At 40.5% G+C, this 17219-nt stretch carries 11 protein-coding genes and 2 pseudogenes; 5 read left to right on the top strand and 8 right to left on the bottom strand.

Annotated features, from left to right (window positions below):
- Positions 1-560: 560 nt before the first annotated feature.
- Positions 561-1478 carry a nucleoside hydrolase gene (locus tag ACDZ29_RS12570; RefSeq protein ID WP_375090946.1) on the bottom strand — a complete coding sequence of 306 codons (918 nt, stop codon included), beginning with the start codon at positions 1476-1478 and terminating at the stop codon, positions 561-563.
- Between the two features lie 361 nt (positions 1479-1839).
- On the opposite strand from ACDZ29_RS12570, the gene ACDZ29_RS12565 reads away from it, so the two are divergent.
- Positions 1840-2022: a hypothetical protein gene (locus ACDZ29_RS12565; RefSeq protein WP_289318811.1), complete on the top strand. Its 183-nt coding sequence runs from the start codon at positions 1840-1842 to the stop codon at positions 2020-2022.
- Between the two features lie 79 nt (positions 2023-2101).
- On the opposite strand, the gene ACDZ29_RS12560 is transcribed toward ACDZ29_RS12565, so the two are convergent.
- From ACDZ29_RS12560 to ACDZ29_RS12535, 6 genes and pseudogenes are all read right to left on the bottom strand, one after another.
- Entirely contained in the window at positions 2102-3829 is a 1728-nt protein-coding gene (locus ACDZ29_RS12560; protein WP_375090945.1) for a glycine betaine ABC transporter substrate-binding protein, read from the bottom strand.
- A gap of 4 nt (positions 3830-3833) precedes the next feature.
- Positions 3834-5039, bottom strand: a complete 1206-nt coding sequence (locus ACDZ29_RS12555) for a glycine betaine/L-proline ABC transporter ATP-binding protein (protein WP_192207592.1) — start codon at positions 5037-5039, stop codon at positions 3834-3836.
- A 1036-nt stretch (positions 5040-6075) separates the two neighbouring features.
- Positions 6076-7473 carry an amino acid permease gene (locus tag ACDZ29_RS12550; RefSeq protein WP_289327213.1) on the bottom strand — a complete coding sequence of 466 codons (1398 nt, stop codon included), beginning with the start codon at positions 7471-7473 and terminating at the stop codon, positions 6076-6078.
- Between the two features lie 324 nt (positions 7474-7797).
- On the bottom strand, positions 7798-9315 hold the full coding sequence (gene hutH, locus ACDZ29_RS12545; protein ID WP_289323460.1) for a histidine ammonia-lyase: 1518 nt from the start codon (positions 9313-9315) through the stop codon (positions 7798-7800).
- Positions 9316-9428: 113 nt separating this feature from the next.
- Complete coding sequence (gene hutP / locus ACDZ29_RS12540) at positions 9429-9878, bottom strand: hut operon transcriptional regulator HutP (protein ID WP_289318801.1); 450 nt, start codon at positions 9876-9878, stop codon at positions 9429-9431.
- A gap of 290 nt (positions 9879-10168) precedes the next feature.
- Positions 10169-10303: pseudogene (locus ACDZ29_RS12535) on the bottom strand (iron chelate uptake ABC transporter family permease subunit); the annotation flags it as partial.
- A 28-nt stretch (positions 10304-10331) separates the two neighbouring features.
- Between ACDZ29_RS12535 and ACDZ29_RS12530 the strand changes: the two are divergent.
- A pseudogene (locus ACDZ29_RS12530) lies at positions 10332-10679 on the top strand (ATP-binding cassette domain-containing protein); the annotation flags it as partial.
- A 249-nt stretch (positions 10680-10928) separates the two neighbouring features.
- On the opposite strand, the gene pbp4b reads toward ACDZ29_RS12530, so the two are convergent.
- A complete protein-coding gene (gene pbp4b / locus ACDZ29_RS12525; RefSeq protein ID WP_375090944.1) occupies positions 10929-12299 on the bottom strand; it encodes a penicillin binding protein PBP4B in 1371 nt (456 codons plus the stop codon).
- Positions 12300-13276: 977 nt separating this feature from the next.
- Between pbp4b and ACDZ29_RS12520 the strand changes: the two genes are divergently transcribed.
- The 3 genes from ACDZ29_RS12520 to ACDZ29_RS12510 are packed head-to-tail and all read left to right on the top strand — an operon-like array spanning position 13277 to position 17173.
- On the top strand, positions 13277-14845 hold the full coding sequence (locus ACDZ29_RS12520) for a spore germination protein (protein WP_375090943.1): 1569 nt from the start codon (positions 13277-13279) through the stop codon (positions 14843-14845).
- Between the two features lie 26 nt (positions 14846-14871).
- Positions 14872-15975 (top strand): spore germination protein, encoded by a 1104-nt coding sequence (locus ACDZ29_RS12515; protein WP_370013672.1) that lies wholly within the window; start codon positions 14872-14874, stop codon positions 15973-15975.
- Positions 15959-17173: a Ger(x)C family spore germination protein gene (locus tag ACDZ29_RS12510; RefSeq protein ID WP_289323456.1), complete on the top strand. Its 1215-nt coding sequence runs from the start codon at positions 15959-15961 to the stop codon at positions 17171-17173. The genes ACDZ29_RS12515 and ACDZ29_RS12510 overlap by 17 nt, the downstream gene beginning before the upstream one ends.
- Positions 17174-17219 lie beyond the last annotated feature (46 nt).

Here is a 17219-nt window from a genome sequence, read left to right as displayed (position 1 = left end):
TATGAAAGTCTATGTACCTGTTTTCCCAAGTAATTAACCCTTTTTTTGAATTAATTTTAAATATTTTACTTTTCATGGCAAAAAAAGTTCTTTATACCCAATTTTCCTGATCCATTACTCAAATAACTGATTTTCATCGGTGACTTTAGACTCTTTTCCATTAAACATTAATCAAACGTTTGATTAATGTTCGAAATATCCAGCGTTTCCATACAGTTTGTCTTTATAATCGAAATATTTTCCAAACCATTCAAAAAGGGACATCCGAATGGACGGAGTTCCTTTTTACAAAGCAAATACAATATTTTTTTGGCCTGACCCGGCTTTTTTCCGCCTACCTCCAACTTATTTCAGTGTATCTCCAATTTTTTTCGCCTATCTCCAATTATTTCGAACTCCTACTTACTTCAGCTATGCTTCCGCAGCAGGAGTACGTCATATTGCCAGAATCGAATTCAAAGGAAACAGTCTGTCTCTTCCCAAAGGTTTTTGGAAAAGTGATAGCATTTATACCCAATACATGGATTTCAACTCCGTTGTTTAGTTAATGGAAATCCTGATCAAGCCCTCATATAACCCGTTCCAAAAAGTGTTTCACAAACCGCTTCCACTTTCGTACAGACACGGATTCCAGGTTCGCTATCATGTTGACCGATTGTCCTGCCTGTTTCTTCACCTTCGGTCATCACCTTGACGTTCATCCATTCCGTACTCACAAAACTTGAATCAATCGCAACCCCGACAGCAAGAGGATCATGAAGTGCACAACCGCCCAAACCTGGATGGGAGTTTTCATATGCTTTCATATAATAATCGGTCATTTCCGCTAAAAATTTGGCGCTTTCCTTTCCAGTGGCACGCCAATCATCAAGCTTCGATTTCAGTAGGTATGTTTGCAGTGTCACATCAAGCCCCACTAGGGTGATTGGCAGCCCTGAAGCAAATACCTGATCAGCTGCCTCAGGATCTGATATTATGTTCGCTTCAGCATAGGGCGTTACATTTCCTGGTACGTATACGGCACCGCCCATAATAACGACCTCTTTTACCAAGGACATGATCGTTGGGGCTTTTTTAATCGCCAATGCGATGTTAGTCAGTGGACCAACTGCAATAATCGTAATTTCATGCGGTCGGCTCTTCACTTGATCGATAATGAAATCTACTGCATTTCCTTGTGAAGCTTTGATACTTGGTTCAAACTGAAGGGTATTTCCTAACCCGTCTTCCCCATGAACATGCTTCGGATATTTCTTCTTCCTTCCGCGCACCAAAGTTTGGTCAGCACCTTCAAAAACCGGAATGCGCCTATTTAATTTCTCCAAAACGGCAAGTGTATTGCGGGTCGATTCAACAACGGGCACGTTACCAAAGCAAGTCGTGAATCCGAGCACCTCCAATTCTGGGGAATTTAAAGCATACGCCATCGCCATGGCATCATCAATTCCAGTATCAACATCGAATATGATTGGTTTCAATATTTCCACACCTTCCAAAATCACTTTTCGAGAGCTCTTTCAATGCCTCTCTTTTCTTTTTCTTATGTATCATGAAACACTGTTTTCCAACTGAATTTTAACATTCAATTATAGGCACTTCCACAGAAAGTTAGGAATACTCATAATTTGCAAACAAATGACAATGCCCGCTGGTTCTTGTATCTACCAGTAAAAATAGTTGACCACTCATAAATATCAATGATATAAAAAGTGAAAAGAAGAAGTTGTATCTTAGTAGCGCCCTAATTCCTTTTCAACTTGTTCAATGCTATTACGTCTACTCCAAAGGTAGTTATGAATGCATGCGTTACGAATTTATGATATCCAAGGTGGAAAAAGGATGAAAATGTTTAAGTTGATTGTAGATGATCCTTCTGCGTATAAAAAGGGAACAAAATTCTTTTTAATATCACATTCAGAATTCATAGGTGTGAAAAGTTATGTATTACTAGCTGAAGATTTGAAAGGAAAGATCGAAGTAACGGAAGAGGAATTGAGGAGTAAGTTCGTTTCCATACATTGATCCTCAGTTTTAAAACCCCAGCTGTCCAATAAAACTGAAAAAACGCGGGAATTTCATTTCTGAAATTCCCGCGTTTTTCTTATTTTAAGTCTTCAACCGAATCAATATCGACGTAATCCGGTACGACCAGACCATTCTTTGTTCCTTTTAAGTTTGGTCCAAGGTCAACCATTTCAGCTTTATACTTATTATAGTATTCAAGATGTGTTCCTGGGAGCCATGCGGCCACCATGGCGTCCGCACTTCCGTTTGCAACGCCGGCAAACATTGGTCCCACTTCAACCTGACTTAATGTTACATCATAACCATTCTGCTCCAGAACCTTGCCAATCACATTTGTGCTGGCAATTTCAGTGTCCCATGCAACATAAACCAGTTTGATTTTTTCACCATTTCCTGATTCAGCACCTTTGGTCCATTTGGATACTTTGTCCTGATTTTCCTTTATCCATTTTTCTGCTGCTTCTGAAGGAGACATCCCTTCAGCAACTTGGACCATTACATTTTCCATATCTTTAGTATCCCAGAAGAATTGATCAAGGATTTTATAAGCGCCAGGGGCATCCTGTTCAAGGCCTTTTCTGGCAATCGAATTAATATTTTCAGCCCCGCCAAAGGATTCATTCGGATCTTCGAGATATTTCAAGTCATATTTCGAGAACATCCAATGCGGTGACCATCCTGTAACGACGATTGGTTCTTTTTTATCAATCGCTTTTTTCAATTCAGCAACCATTGCCGCCGAAGACCCTTCAACCAACTTCCAATCATCCAGCTTATAATCATCTATAGCCGTTTTAGTCAACTTCATCAATCCTGCTCCAGGTTCAATTCCGATGATTTCATAATCGGTTTTGGCAGCAAAACTATTTTTATCCCCGTTCACAGCCGTATCTTTTGTAAAAGCACTGAATAGTGCAGTACCTACAACGAGTAACGCCAATATTGTAAAAATGATTTTTCTGCTAATGATATGCTCGTAAGCTGGCTTACGTAGGTTTTGCGTGATACGATCGAGAATGATTGCAATGATTACGATGGATAAACCTGCTTCAAATCCTTGCCCAACATTTATTTGGCTGACAGCCCGGTAGACATCCGCCCCAAGTCCGGGTGCTCCAACCAATGAAGCTGTAACTACCATGGATAGCGCCAGCATGATGCTTTGGTTAACTCCTGCCATAATCGTTGGAGTAGCCAATGGTATTTGTACCTTGAATAACTTTTGGCTGCTGGTTGAACCAAAAGCATCCGATGCTTCGATCAGATCATTAGGCACTTCTTGAATCCCAAGATTGGTCATACGGATTGTCGGTGCGATTGCGAAAATGAATGACGCAATGATTCCCGGTACTACCCCTATTCCAAAGAATAAGATCGAAGGAATCAAATAAACGAATGCAGGCATTGTTTGCATGAAGTCCAAGATCGGGGTAACGATCTTACGCACCGTGTTATTTTGGGCACACCATATTCCGATCGGTATCCCGATCACTATCGTTAAGACTCCTGACAATATAACGATTGCCAGTGTTTGGATGCTTGATTCCCAATAACCAAGATTATCAATCAATAGTAAGCTAATGAATGTAAATATCCCTAAGGGCCATCTGCTTGTATAGGTAACCAGAAGGGTAAGGACTATAATTAACAAGATGGAAGGTCCAGCACTCATTACATCGACCAGGATATCCAGTAGTCCCTCGATCACATTCGTAATAAGTGTAAATAATCCAGCAAATACAATAGTTATCCAATCCACTAAAGAATCAACCCAAGCTCCTAGTGGGATTTTCGGCATATTCATTGAATTATTCACTCTCCATTTCATTCAAGGAATCTTTATTTCCGGCCAAAGCGCCGATAACGGCACCGCGAAGCAGAATTCCTTTAATTCTATTCTGATCATCGATGACTGAGATTGGCAAACTTGAAGTCGCCATCACATCCATGAGGTTTCCAAGTAATTCATCCTCTTTTACAGTGGGGATATCGGTTGACATCACTTCAGATATCGATTGGTTATTGCTCATTGCCTGACGAGCCTGTTCAGCGGTCACGGCCCCCAATAACTTCTGCTTTCTATCCACAACAAAAATGCTGGAATACCCTTGTTTGCGCATGATTTCCAAGGCAACCCTCGGACCTCTGTCCACCGCGATCTTCTCTGGGCGTATCATCACATGAGATGCTGTCAAAACTTTTGATAGATCAACATCTTCCACAAACTTCTCGACGAATTCATTGGCTGGGTTCATCATGATTTGTTCAGGAGTTCCCAATTGAATGACACTTCCATCTTTCATAAGGGCAATTCTATCCCCGATTCTTAATGCTTCATCAAGATCATGGGTAATGAAAATGATCGTTTTTTTGTACTGATCTTGGATTTGAATCAGTTCATCCTGCATATCCTTACGAATCAATGGATCAAGGGCACTGAAGGCTTCATCCATCAATAGGATATCCGTATCACTTGCGAGTGCCCGGGCTAACCCAACCCTTTGCTGCATACCACCACTAAGCTGTGATGGCAGCTGATTTTCGTAGCCTTTCAATCCAACAGCCTCAAGAGCCTTCATCGCATTTTCATGACGTTTTGCTGGATCCACTTTTTGAATTTCGAGCCCAAATTCAGCGTTTTCCAATATCGTTTTATGCGGAAATAAAGCAAAGTTCTGAAAGACCATGCTTATTTTCTTTTGTCTGACTTCCCTTAACCGGGCAGCGTTCATCTTCACGATATCTTCATCATCAATTAAGATTTCACCCAAAGTGGGATCGATCAAACGATTGAACATGCGGATCAAAGTGGATTTCCCGCTTCCTGATAGGCCCATGATGACAAAAATCTCGCCGGGATAAATCTCGAAATTAACATTATTCACTCCGACCGTTTGTCCCGTTTCTTTCAAGATTTCTTTTTTCGTCTTGCCTTGCTTCAATAAGTCTGTTGCTGCTTTTGGAGATTTGCCAAAAATTTTCGAGACATTTCTGACTTCTACATACGGCTTCATCAAGTCACCTCATTCTAATAGTTGCCCATATGATATTCAGTTTTGCTGAATTCCCCCGTTTTATGCGAGTGATGATTATTAATCCACAAGTATCTTGAAATAACCGACATTAACAAAGCTATTCTACCCCATTACTTTTTCTTCAAAAAAGCGGAAGTGACACTTATTCAGTGGCACAGGGCATAACGTGCATAGAAAAATAATCTATATTTATTATTCCCAAGAAGCATTTCTTTACTTGGATTATTTTTGTGTGATAAATTGAGCATTTCAAGTAGGAAAAAAGAGGTGCAATCACAACTGAGGAAACTAGCAGGCACAACATATACCAACTGTAATATAAACGATTTCCACTTAGAGTTTTGTCCAGATGGTGGACTTACGACTACCCTCTAAAGTACTTCATTTCCTTAACCAGGTGGAATGATACTTGCAGTGCAGTATAACACCAAAACGCATAGAAATATGATTATGGGATTCCCAATGTGTCTAATTTGAGCTTTGCAGGGAAAAGAGGTGCAATACAACTGAGGAAACTAACAGGCACAGCATATACCAACTGAAATATAATGGTTTTTTATTTTAGAGTTTTGTTCAGTCTCAACATACGGACTGAACCTGAATCCCTAAAGTACTTCATTACCTTAACAAAGAATGAATATAAGTTCAAATGATGTGGGACGGAATTCTTGCCTAAAAAGCCCATTTACGCCATCAATTCTTAAGGTTCCTGAAGACTCTAAAAACCTTGATATACCAACACTTTGGCTTCCTATAATCATAAAAGCCCATCATCAGCCACAAATTTTTTTTAGTTTTTTTATAATCCAAAATGATCCAAAAAACGGAAAAAGCGATTTTCTGTCATAAATAACGGGTAAATTTAAGCGGTTCCGGATCTGGCAAGATTGGAATTTTACACTTTTTTTATAGGTTATGTTTTATGCAGACATACATGGAAATGTGTCACATATACAGAAAAAAAACCTTGAAACAACTAACTCATTTCAAGGTTAATGCATATTATCGATACATACTAATTGGCATTCCTATGTTCATCAAAATCAATTTGGCATTCCTCTAGCGGAGTTACTTTTGTTTTCTTAATGAACTTATATCCAAGCCACATTACCAGAAAGAATGGGATGCCAAGATAGGCTGCGAACACACTAGCCCAGTTAATGTCATCGCCAATAAAGGCCTGATAGTTTTGCGCCAATAAAACGAAAAAACAAAGAGCAAAGGAAAATATCGGTCCGAAAGGAAACCATTTTGACTTATAGGGAAGATCGTCCAGTGAATACCCTTGAGCAATATAGGCTTTTCTAAACCGGTAATGGCTTGCCGCTATTCCCAACCAAAATATAAATCCAGTGACTCCAACTGCATTCATCAGCCAAATATAAATGACCCCATCACCGAAAATGGAAGCAAAAAATGCCAACATCCCTACAAGTGAGGTCACAACCAGTCCCCAAATGGGAACGCCGCGCTTGTTGAGCTTTCCAAAAATACGCGGTGCCAATCCTTCGTGTGCCATTGAGTACAACATTCGGCTTGTCACGTAAAGGCTCGAATTACCAGCGGATAATACGGCCGTTAAAATGATAGCATTCATCACGGAAGCAGCAAATGCCAGTCCCACTTTTTCAAACACCATCGTAAATGGGCTGACCATGATCGTGTGTCCCTGCAGACTGCCATTCGTATAAGGAACGATCAATCCAATAACAAGTATCGCCAGGATGTAAAAAAGGAAAATCCTCCAAAAGATACTGCGAACTGCACGAGGTACATTTTTTGCCGGGTCTTCACTTTCACCGGCTGCCACACCTACTATTTCCGTACCTTGAAAAGAAAAACCAGCAGCAATGAAAATACCCAATGTTGCCAAAAAACCACCGGCAAAAGGAGCTTCACCAACTGTGAAATTTTTAAAACCAATCGCCTCTCCGTTCATAATCCCGAATATCATCAAAATACCGACGACGATAAAAATGATGATGGTCGCCACTTTAATGAGTGAGAACCAATATTCCCCTTCTCCATACCCTTTAACAGATACGTAATTCAATAAGAATATCAAAACTAAAAACAAAGAACTCCATAAAAATGACGGACTGTTAGGAAACCAAAACTTCATTACCATTGTTGCGGCGGATAGTTCCGCGGCAAGAGTCATCGCCCACGTGAACCAATAGTTCCAACCAAGTGCAAATCCTAGAGCTGGATCGATGAAACGCGTAGCATAGGTACTGAAAGCCCCGCTGACTGGCATGAATGATGCAAGTTCTCCGAGACTTGTCATAATAAAATAAACCATTATACCAATTACGGTGTAAGCGACCAAAGCCCCGCCAGGTCCTGCAGAGTGAATGGCTGGCCCGCTTCCGAGGAAAAGCCCTGTTCCAATTGCACCGCCCAACGAAATCATCGTAAGGTGGCGCGCCTTTAGCTTTCTTTGTAAAGTATTTGACGGCTGGTTCTGTTCATTTTTAACAGGCAGTTGCAATTGCCGATTTTCCAAATTGGATTCCCCTCCAAAAATTCATATTTAATCTAGCACGAATAAGTAAAGTCGATCATTCCATCAATAGTTATTTCCTGCACTTATTACTATTTCAAGGTCATTTTCTCTATGCTGAGACCTTTTTTGGATTTCAGGGATCTATGTAGCATTTACGCAACTATGTTAGGCTTAAAAACCCAAGTGAAAGGGCTATAAGCCTAACGTTTATTGAAAAAGAATCACCGGGATTTATGTCGTAGGTAAACTCCTGTGAATAAATGAATTCCAATCAATTTGATGTAACCAGCTTGCCGTTGCTTCAATATCTTTTGAGAATATACGATCTTGGGTGATGCTTGGAATGAGTTTTCTTGCTTCCGTATAAAACTCTTTTGTAAATGGAGCCATTTTTTCTGTTCCACGGTATTCCACCGCCTGTAAGGCACAAATGAGCTCAATTGCCAAAACGCGGCGAACGTTTTGAATGATTTGATGGGCGTGGCGGGACCCGATCGTTCCCATGCTTACATGATCTTCCTGGTTCGCTGAAGATGGAATGGAATCAACACTTGCAGGATGTGCGAGTGTTTTATTCTCAGAGACGAGTGAAGCTGCACAATATTGCATGATCATCGCTCCCGACTGCAAGCCAGGTGACGGACTTAAGAATGGCGGTAAATCATTCAGCTGTGGATTGACGAGTCGCTCAATCCGGCGTTCTGAAATGTTCGCAAGCTCGGCAACAGCGATTTTCATGAAATCCATTGCAAAAGCAATCGGCTGGCCATGGAAGTTCCCCCCTGAAATAACCTTTTCCCCATCATCAAAGATTAGCGGATTATCCGTCGCTGCATTCATTTCGATTTCCAATTTTTCTTTAACATAATCAAGAGTTTGCCATGATGCACCATGTACTTGCGGGATGCAGCGGAGCGAATAAGCATCCTGTACCCGCAGTTCTCCTTGCTTGGTGATTAGCTGGCTGCCATTGATCATTCGCCGGATCCGTTCCGCGACCTCTGTTTGCTGGCGGTAACCGCGTGCTAGATGAACATCCGCATCAAAGGCATCTTCAATGCCGCGTAACCCTTCCAACGTCAGGGAAGCAATTGCTTCAGTTTGATGGGCCAGCTGTTCAGCTTCAATGTAATTTACGAGGCCCATCCCCGTCATGGCCTGTGTACCGTTAATTAATGCAAGACCTTCTTTTGCTTTAAGTGTCACTGGAAGAATGCCTTCCTTCGATAAAGCTACGATGGCCTCCATTCGCTCTCCTTTATAAAACACTTCCCCTTCTCCCATCAATACTAGCGCCAAATGGGAAAGCGGCGCCAAGTCCCCACTTGCCCCAAGAGAACCTTGCTGAGGAATGACCGGATGGATATGGGCATTCAAAAGATCGATCAAACGTTCAATGACAACAGGACGGACGCCGGAAAACCCTTTTAATAGAGCATTGGCACGGAGAAGGACCATAGCTCTTGAAACCACCTCAGGAAACGGTTCCCCCACTCCGCATGCATGGGAATGAATCAAATTCCACTGTAGCTGCTCTGCATCCTCTGCATCAATCAAAACATCGCTGAACTTTCCAAAACCTGTTGTAATGCCATAAACGACCTTCTTTTGTTTCACGATATTTTCAACAGCTTCCCGGCTTTTTTCCACTTTCTTAACACTCTCGGCTGAAGCCGTGACAAATGCTTCCCCATACAATACTTTTTTCGCTTCTTCAATCGTTAAAGTTTGGCCCGTTAACATAATCATTTCCTGCACCCCTATTCTTTTTTAAACAAACAAAAGGAGGCCATATTGACAGACTTATCCAGTCTTCCAATACAGCCCCCTATTTCACTAAATAACTATAGGCTTTTAATTATTTAAATGTGGTTAATTCCCAATCCAACCGCTTCATGTTCAAATCCCCGAACCGGTGCTCCAATCGTTCCATACACGGCGACAGCAATCCATTCACCTTCGTCCCCGTTTTTAAACGGCCTGCCCCGAACGATTGCAAACCGAAGGCCTGCCGTCCTCAAAAGACCGCCAAGCTCGACTTGGCCGCGTGTCACTCCTTGGAGTGCTTCGATGATTGCATGATACAGCGCATGCATTTCACGATAAATGTCGGGATTGACCAATCCCAGCCTTTTCGCTGATGTCTCAATGGCCGCAACTATTTTCTGCAGCTCCATTGAACCGACTTTACCTTTTCCATAAAGCCAATTCATCCGCTTTAGATCAGTCGTTAATATGACTTCTTCCTCTTCTTCCGCAAACGCGTACATGATTGCATGGCGTCCGATTCTTCTGTCGAATTCCTTTGTCATGCAAGTACCTCTTTTACAATTTTCTAAATACACTAATAACTAAGTATCATTGTAAGCGGATACAAGCCATTCGGTCAACATATTTTTTAAAATACTTCTTTTAGAGGATGACTTATCACCCCCACTTCCAGCCTATCCATCGTACATGGTCATGAATATCCTTTGAAAATCATCAAAGATTCTCAAAAAGGCATATTCCCCTGATTGCAAAAAAAGCCCATCCTCCGTCAAGCTGGAAAATGTGCTTTTTCTAAACTTTTCTTTACCTCTCCTGAACTTCTTCACATATATTAAATGTTTTTCACGAGTAAGTAGATAAAATACGGCGCTCCTAAAATCGAAACGATAATTCCCACTGGCAATTCCATTGGGGCCATGATCACTCGTCCTAATGTATCGGCGGATAACAGCAATAATGAACCTAAGATTGCAGTCAGTGGTAGCGAACAGCTGCCCGAAGGCTTGGATACTTTGATTGGAGAACGCGGAGTGAAATTATCAGGAGGGCAAAAACAGCGTGTCTCGATTGCTCGTATATTCCTGAAGAATCCTCCTATATTAATACTGGATGAAGCGACCTCCGCTCTGGACACCGAGACCGAACAGGCCGTTCAAAAAGCATTGGAACGACTTTCGATTAATCGGACTACACTTGTCATTGCACATAGATTAGCGACAATTAAACATGCCGATCGCATCATCGTTGTCCAAAATGGGGAAATCATCGAACAAGGTGCCCATGATAATTTACTCCATCAAGACGGAGCATATAAGAATCTGATTCTTGCCCAAACAGTATAATTCACTTTGTATAAAAGAAATCCTACAACGGTCAAGGCACCCTGCCAAAACCGATAACAAGAAAAACGGCCTCCCAAAATAAACGATGGGAGGCCTTCAGCTTTATAGAGATATAAATAAATCACTAACGGAATTCATAAGGTTATCGCCCTATCAGTAATTAACCATTCTCCCTCAGCAGAACTTTACAAACTTTTTTGAGTTAGCACTTCGGCTTCATCCGCTGTTAATCAATTTATTCTTTTCCTCTTATTCATTCGTTTCCAATGCTTCATATATCGCAGTTACAACACTTCCATAGCTCCCTGTTTTGAAGAGATCGCCAAAAAACTGATTCGAATTGGCTACAGGGTTAACTAGCGGGGAATGCTTTTTATTTGTAAGTAAAACAATCCCTAAGTCTATTTCAGGATCAATGATCGTGACCGTCCCAGTCCATCCAGTATGTCCGTATGCACTGTCGCTCGCATAAGGACTGAACATCCACTCCATGCTGGCATCGCCATTTCGTCTCCATCCGAGTCCATAGGTAGGGTTCATCTCGGAGGGTGCGACGAATTCATCGATTGTGTCTTTATCAAACAACATATGTTTACCGTATCCCCCGCCATTCAGCATTACCTGCAGAAGGACAGCGAGATCGCTGGTAGTCGAGAAAAGACCTGCATGACCTGATACGCCTCCCATCGAATAAAAGGCTTTTTCATCATGAACTTCCCCTTGAAGCGTGTATTTGCGAATATTAGGGAAATCTATCACGCCATCCCGAGTGTTCCCAAGCAGTTCAGTTGCCGCAATATCCTTTGGCTTAAAGCCCTTTTGCAGAGGATTGAACTTTGTATCTTTCAAATTAAGCGGCTTGTATAATTTATTTTCAACATAGGCGTCAAGCTGCTGACCCGTGATTTTTTCAACAATGGCACCGAGCAGCATATAGTCGACATCACTGTATACATTCTGTGTTCCAGGTACATATGTCAGCGGTGTTTTGGATATGAACTCAATGGTCTTATCCCGTTCCTGTGAATAAAGGTCTTTCGAAACCTTTGGATTATGGTATTGCGGATCTGGTTTAAACCCTGCTGTATGATGAAGAACATCGATTATCCTCAGGTTATCCTTCCCTTTGATCACATCCGACTCCGTGTCTTTGAATTCAGGAATATATTGCTGAACTCTTGCATGGATATCCAGCTTGCCTTCACTGACTAATTTTTGAATGGCAAAATTAGTTGCATACATCTTTGTATTTGAAGCAAGGTCAAATAAAGTGTCTTTTTCCATTTTACGAAACTTCTTAAGAGGTATATGCTCATTAAATTTCTGTTTGTACCCGTAGCTTTCACTTTTAACGATCTTTCCGTCCTTTATGACAATCAGGGCAGCACCAGGAAAACCGGCACCCACTTCCATTTCAATAAGCTGATCCACCTTTTCCAGTTTTTTAGATAAAAAGCCCACTTCTTCCGGTTTTTTAGCCTTCGTTAACACGGGGTACTGGCTAGCCTCCTTACTCACAGTAACTTCCTGATTTGCATTTGCTTTAGCGTAAGATACAGGAGAAACAAGTAATGAGAGAGTCAGAATTGAACTTAGTGTGCAGCTTGTCCATATATTCATCATATTCCCCCTATGAAATCGTACTTTAGAAAACAAGAAACGAACAACTTTACCTTTTGACCAATAGTCGAAACAAAAGGATACTCTCATTCATTCGGACGAAATTCTTTCCTTCCGCTCTTATCTACACCAGGCTTCACAATCCTATTAAGCGAGAACCGTGTATCCGTTCCGGGGAGAAAAGTAGTAGCGATTGGGATAACTTTTGAAGAGCTAATTTATCAATTCTTTTTTCACCAAGTCAACCGTTGATAAAAGAAAATATTTTTCCAAAAATGGATAATGATTACTAATTATTCTCAATTTTCAGTATATATCACTTCAAACATAATTTCAATTTGATATCTTTATTTTCAAAATTATATTTCAATCATTAGCATAAACCCTCTTAATTTTAATGTATGAGGAAAAGTCAATTATTGAAAAATAAAATCATTCGATTCTCACTTTAATATATGGGGATTCCGCCTTCATTCATCGTTAATTAAGTTCCAGATGATATTGATTTTCCCTCGTTCTCTCCTCAACTAAATCAAAGTACTTCTGTTCCTTTTGCTTCTCTTAGTATTATTCTACTTACGTATTTTCACTATCGAAGACTTTTATGACCGCTCTTTTCCCCATGAACATTAGCTTGGGATCATATGCACTGATTATGTAAGAGATTGTTGGATGACATTTATTGTGCTGTATAGCTAATACACATATATAGTGATGGACAATTGCTTCTAACTTCATTGCATAAGAAACGTAGAAGATAATAATACTATTTGAGAAATAAAGGAATTTTGCAGAAGATTTCACAGATTTTAGCTGCTGATATTAGGCAAGTATAGGGTGATGAAAATGTGGAAAACGATTGTTTCCTACCTTCCAGAATGGCAGGTTTTTATACAAGCTTTTATAGTGTTTTTTATTCCGTTTTTGATTGCCAAATTATTTTATAGGCTTCGTAACTCAAAGGATGAGTGATGAAAATGAAAGAGTGGATATCAAAGATTAGTAAAAAAGGGAAAGTTACCGATAAAGACAATCAAGAAGCAAATACCTCCCAAGATTCAACTGGTCAGTTTACTGATAATTTTAATTTAAATCTAGAAATGGTTAGGCAAGAAATTGGCCATAATTGGGATGTGCATTTTCGAGAATTTAATATAGGGCGAACCGATATTCGGTCAATTATCATTTTTGCGGATGGATTATCAGATAAAGACCTCATTGATAAACATATTATGCCATCATTGATGGTTGATTTTTCAGCAGAATATAAACAGAACCTTCCTTACACCAAAGGAAGCATTTCAAAAGAATTCATAAAAAATGAAGTGTTATCTATTAGTGGAATAGAAGAGGTTGGTTCCATTAAAGATTTAGCTTCAAAAGTATTAACAGGTTCTACCGCTCTTTTAATTGAGGGATCAGTGGATGCCCTAATCCTCGGAACGACAAAACTTAAAACAAGGACGATTGAAGAGCCGGTATCAGAGGCATTAGTCAGAGGTCCACGGGTCGGTTTCACTGAATCATTGAGTGATAATACATCCTTTTTAAGGGGTAGTGGTGAAATTGAGAATTTATCGTTAGTAAAATTCCAAGTAGGAAAGCGTTCAAAAAAGGACTTAGTTGTCGCTTACATAAAAGATATTGTTGATCCCGAATTAGTTCAAGAGGTAGAAAACCGAATTAAGAAAATTGATATTGATAGTGTGCCGGAATCAGGTTATGTAGAGCAACTTATTGAGGATAATTACCTTAGTCCTTTTCCGCAGGTACAGAATACAGAGCGTCCTGATCGAGTGATCGCTGCTTTGATGGAAGGTCGAGTGGCCATCTTATTGGATGGGACGCCATTCGCTTTGATCGTTCCGGTTACCTTAAGCATGATGTTGCAGTCACCGGAAGATTATTATGAAAGATGGATTCCTGGCACATTCATCCGTATGCTTCGTTACCTCGCAGCTATTCTGGCTCTTTTTACACCGTCTTTGTATATAGCTTTTATCTCATTTCATTCAGGGATGATTCCGACCAAACTGGCTATATCCATTATCGGAACCAGGTCCGGGGTTCCGTTTCCGGCACTAATCGAAGCATTATTCATGGAAATAGCCATCGAAATTTTGAGGGAAGCAGGACTGCGCTTACCTAAGCCAATCGGTCCGGCAATGGGAATTGTCGGCGGTTTAATCATTGGGGAAGCTGCTGTACAGGCAGGGATCGTTAGCCCTGTTTTGGTCATTGTAGTAGCGTTAACCGCTATTTCATCATTTTCCATTCCGCACTATAGTATTGGGATTACATTACGGATTCTTCGTTTTCCCGCAATGCTATGTGCTGCTACATTTGGATTATACGGGGTCATTCTCTTTTTTCTTTTAATGACCAGCCATTTAGTTAAATTAAAAAGCTTTGGTGTACCTTATATGAGTCCAGCCGTTCCTTATCGCTTAAGTGAATGGAAAGACCTGATGGTTCGCATGCCACTTATGATGATGAAACGCCGTCCAAAGATGATGCATACAAAAAACCCCATACGTAAAGGATAACTCATCGGTGAAAGGGTGGTTAAAGAATGATTCTCAATCCGAAAGATCAAATCACGACTCCTCAAACAGCTGTGATTATCAGCAGCTTTATACTTGGTACAGGATTACTCACCCTACCCCGATCATCTACGGAAAAGGTACATACACCAGATGTATGGATAAGCGTTATTATAGGCGGGTTCATCGCCATAATCGCAGGGGTGATCATGGTCAAATTAAGCCAACAGTTTCCCGATAAGACCTTTTATCAATACATAAATGAAATTGTAGGAAAATGGGTGGGGAGTTTACTCAGTTTAGTTATAATATGTTATTTTCTCACAACTTCCGGATTTCAGCTCCGTGCAATGGCTGAAGTTATAAAGTATTTACTTCTGGAGGGTACCCCTACATGGGCAATTACCATGATTTTCATGTGGGTGGGTCTTTATCTGATCCTGGGCGGCATTAACTCGATCGCCCGTCTTTTTGAAATTATATTACCTTTGACAGTTATCCTTTTTTTGGTAGTTACCTTTATGAGCATCAAAATATTTGAGATCGATAATCTGCGTCCGGTATTAGGAGAAGGAATCATCCCTGTACTAAAAGGAGTAAAAACAACGGCTCTCGCTTTTTCAGGTCCTGAAATCATGTTACTGCTTCTTCCGTTTATGAATCAGCCAAAAAAAGCAGTAAAAGCCATGCTTGTTGGAGTTTCCATTCCCTTGATTTTTTACGTGATAACGGTCGTCATGGTTGTCGGAGCATTATCTATTGATGGAGTGGTCATGAGAACATGGCCAACTCTTGATCTTATACGAAGTTTTGAAATCTCCGGTTTGATCTTTGAACGGTTTGAATCTTTATTGCTCGTGGTATGGATCATGCAAATATTTGCGACATTTACCATAACATTCTATGCAGCTGCTCTAGGACTGGCTCAACTTTCAAAAAAGAGCATTCACCCATTTATGTATGGCTTGCTTCCAATTCTCTACATCATTGCCATGATTCCGAAAAATATCAATGACCTATTTAAACAAGGAGATTTCGTCGGCAATATCGCATTGTTTTTATTTGGTTTACTCCCGCTTCTCCTGCTTATCATCTCAAGAATAAAGGGAGGAAAATATGAAACAATCACATAACAATATACGTCCCCTCTTCATTTCCCTCTCCGTTCTTTTGTTCTTAACCCTTACAGGATGCTGGAGCAGTCATGAAATTGAAGAGCAAAGTTTAGGTATAGGTTTGGCATTCGATAAAGGCAAGCAGTCCTCCATCGAGAAAAAGTTAAACGAACAAGGGGAGGGTTATTCAAAAAAGGACCTGATTACTGCAACCTATCAATTTATCACTCCACTAGTAGCAAGTTCAACAACGAAACAATCCGGACCACAACAAAAATCTTATGTTAATGTTTCTGAAACGGGAGATTCCCTCCATCAAATGGTTCGTGAATTATCATTGAGAAGTGAACAACCCGTAACCGCTCACCATATGAAAGTGGTTGTTATCGGTGAAGGTCTTGCAAGATCGTTTAGGTTGGAACAATTACTTGATCAAAATTTTCGAGAAAGCGAGCTTAGACCAAGCTGTCTTGTGCTCATCAGTAAAGGAAGAGCAAGCAAGACACTGGAAACAAAGAAAGCAGGAGAAATTCCAGCGTTCCGTCTGGCTGGCATTGTAGAAAATGCATATCGAACAACAAGGATTTTGCCTCCTATGTCGCATATTAAAGTAGAAAGCAAGATCAAATCAGGATCTAGTTTTCTGATGCAAAAAGTACTATCAGTGAACGGGCAAGTCAAATTTGCCGGAGCTGCCGTGATCGATGGAAAGACACACAAAATGACTGGTACTTTGAATGAGGAAGAACTGGAGGGCGTAACATGGATAACAGGTAAGGGAAAAGGCGGTGTAGTGAAAAGCTTTGATAAAGAAACCGGTCAGCTGATTGTGTATGAGATAGAGTCCATGAAAAGCAGTATCGTACCTAGAGTTAAAGGAGACAACATCTCTTTTGATGTAAACATTGAATCAGTGGGAAGACTGTCTGAAAACTGGGTAGTTTCAGGAGATTCTTTTAAAAATGAATTTCTAAAAAAAGCAGAAAAATCATCTGAAAAAGAAGTGAAACGCTTGGTGGGGAATGTATTAGAAAAAATGCAAAAAGAATACCAAGTGGACGTTGCTGGCTTCGGAAATCGATTGAGAATCGAGAACCCCAAAGTATGGAAGAAGGTCAAAAAAGATTGGGATCAAAGATTTAGTGAAACTACTATAAACTATGATGTAAACTTAACCATTAACGATTATGGAACATCAGGAGGATCAAAGGAGTGAACATTCAGGATAACACCTTGAGTTTCTAGCATTAAATGCTGAAAAT

Origin of the sequence: Peribacillus sp. RS7 (genome assembly GCF_041956845.1) — a bacterium.
Classification (GTDB): Bacteria; Bacillota; Bacilli; order Bacillales; family DSM-1321; genus Peribacillus.
The sequence above is the reverse complement of the archived record's forward strand: the minus strand, read 5'-3'. Positions and strand labels throughout refer to the sequence as shown.

Coding starts and splice junctions, on each gene's coding strand:
- ACDZ29_RS12565 (WP_289318811.1), top strand. CDS start 1,840: ATGAAAATGTTTAAGTTGATTGTAGATGATCCTTCTGCGTATAAAAAG.
- hutP (WP_289318801.1), bottom strand. CDS start 9,878: ATGACAAAGGAATTCGACAGAAGAATCGGACGCCATGCAATCATGTAC.
- ACDZ29_RS12555 (WP_192207592.1), bottom strand. CDS start 5,039: ATGAAGCCGTATGTAGAAGTCAGAAATGTCTCGAAAATTTTTGGCAAA.
- hutH (WP_289323460.1), bottom strand. CDS start 9,315: ATGATTATGTTAACGGGCCAAACTTTAACGATTGAAGAAGCGAAAAAA.
- pbp4b (WP_375090944.1), bottom strand. CDS start 12,299: ATGAATATATGGACAAGCTGCACACTAAGTTCAATTCTGACTCTCTCA.
- ACDZ29_RS12520 (WP_375090943.1), top strand. CDS start 13,277: ATGAAAGAGTGGATATCAAAGATTAGTAAAAAAGGGAAAGTTACCGAT.
- ACDZ29_RS12560 (WP_375090945.1), bottom strand. CDS start 3,829: ATGAATATGCCGAAAATCCCACTAGGAGCTTGGGTTGATTCTTTAGTG.
- ACDZ29_RS12515 (WP_370013672.1), top strand. CDS start 14,872: ATGATTCTCAATCCGAAAGATCAAATCACGACTCCTCAAACAGCTGTG.
- ACDZ29_RS12510 (WP_289323456.1), top strand. CDS start 15,959: ATGAAACAATCACATAACAATATACGTCCCCTCTTCATTTCCCTCTCC.
- ACDZ29_RS12550 (WP_289327213.1), bottom strand. CDS start 7,473: ATGATTTCGTTGGGCGGTGCAATTGGAACAGGGCTTTTCCTCGGAAGC.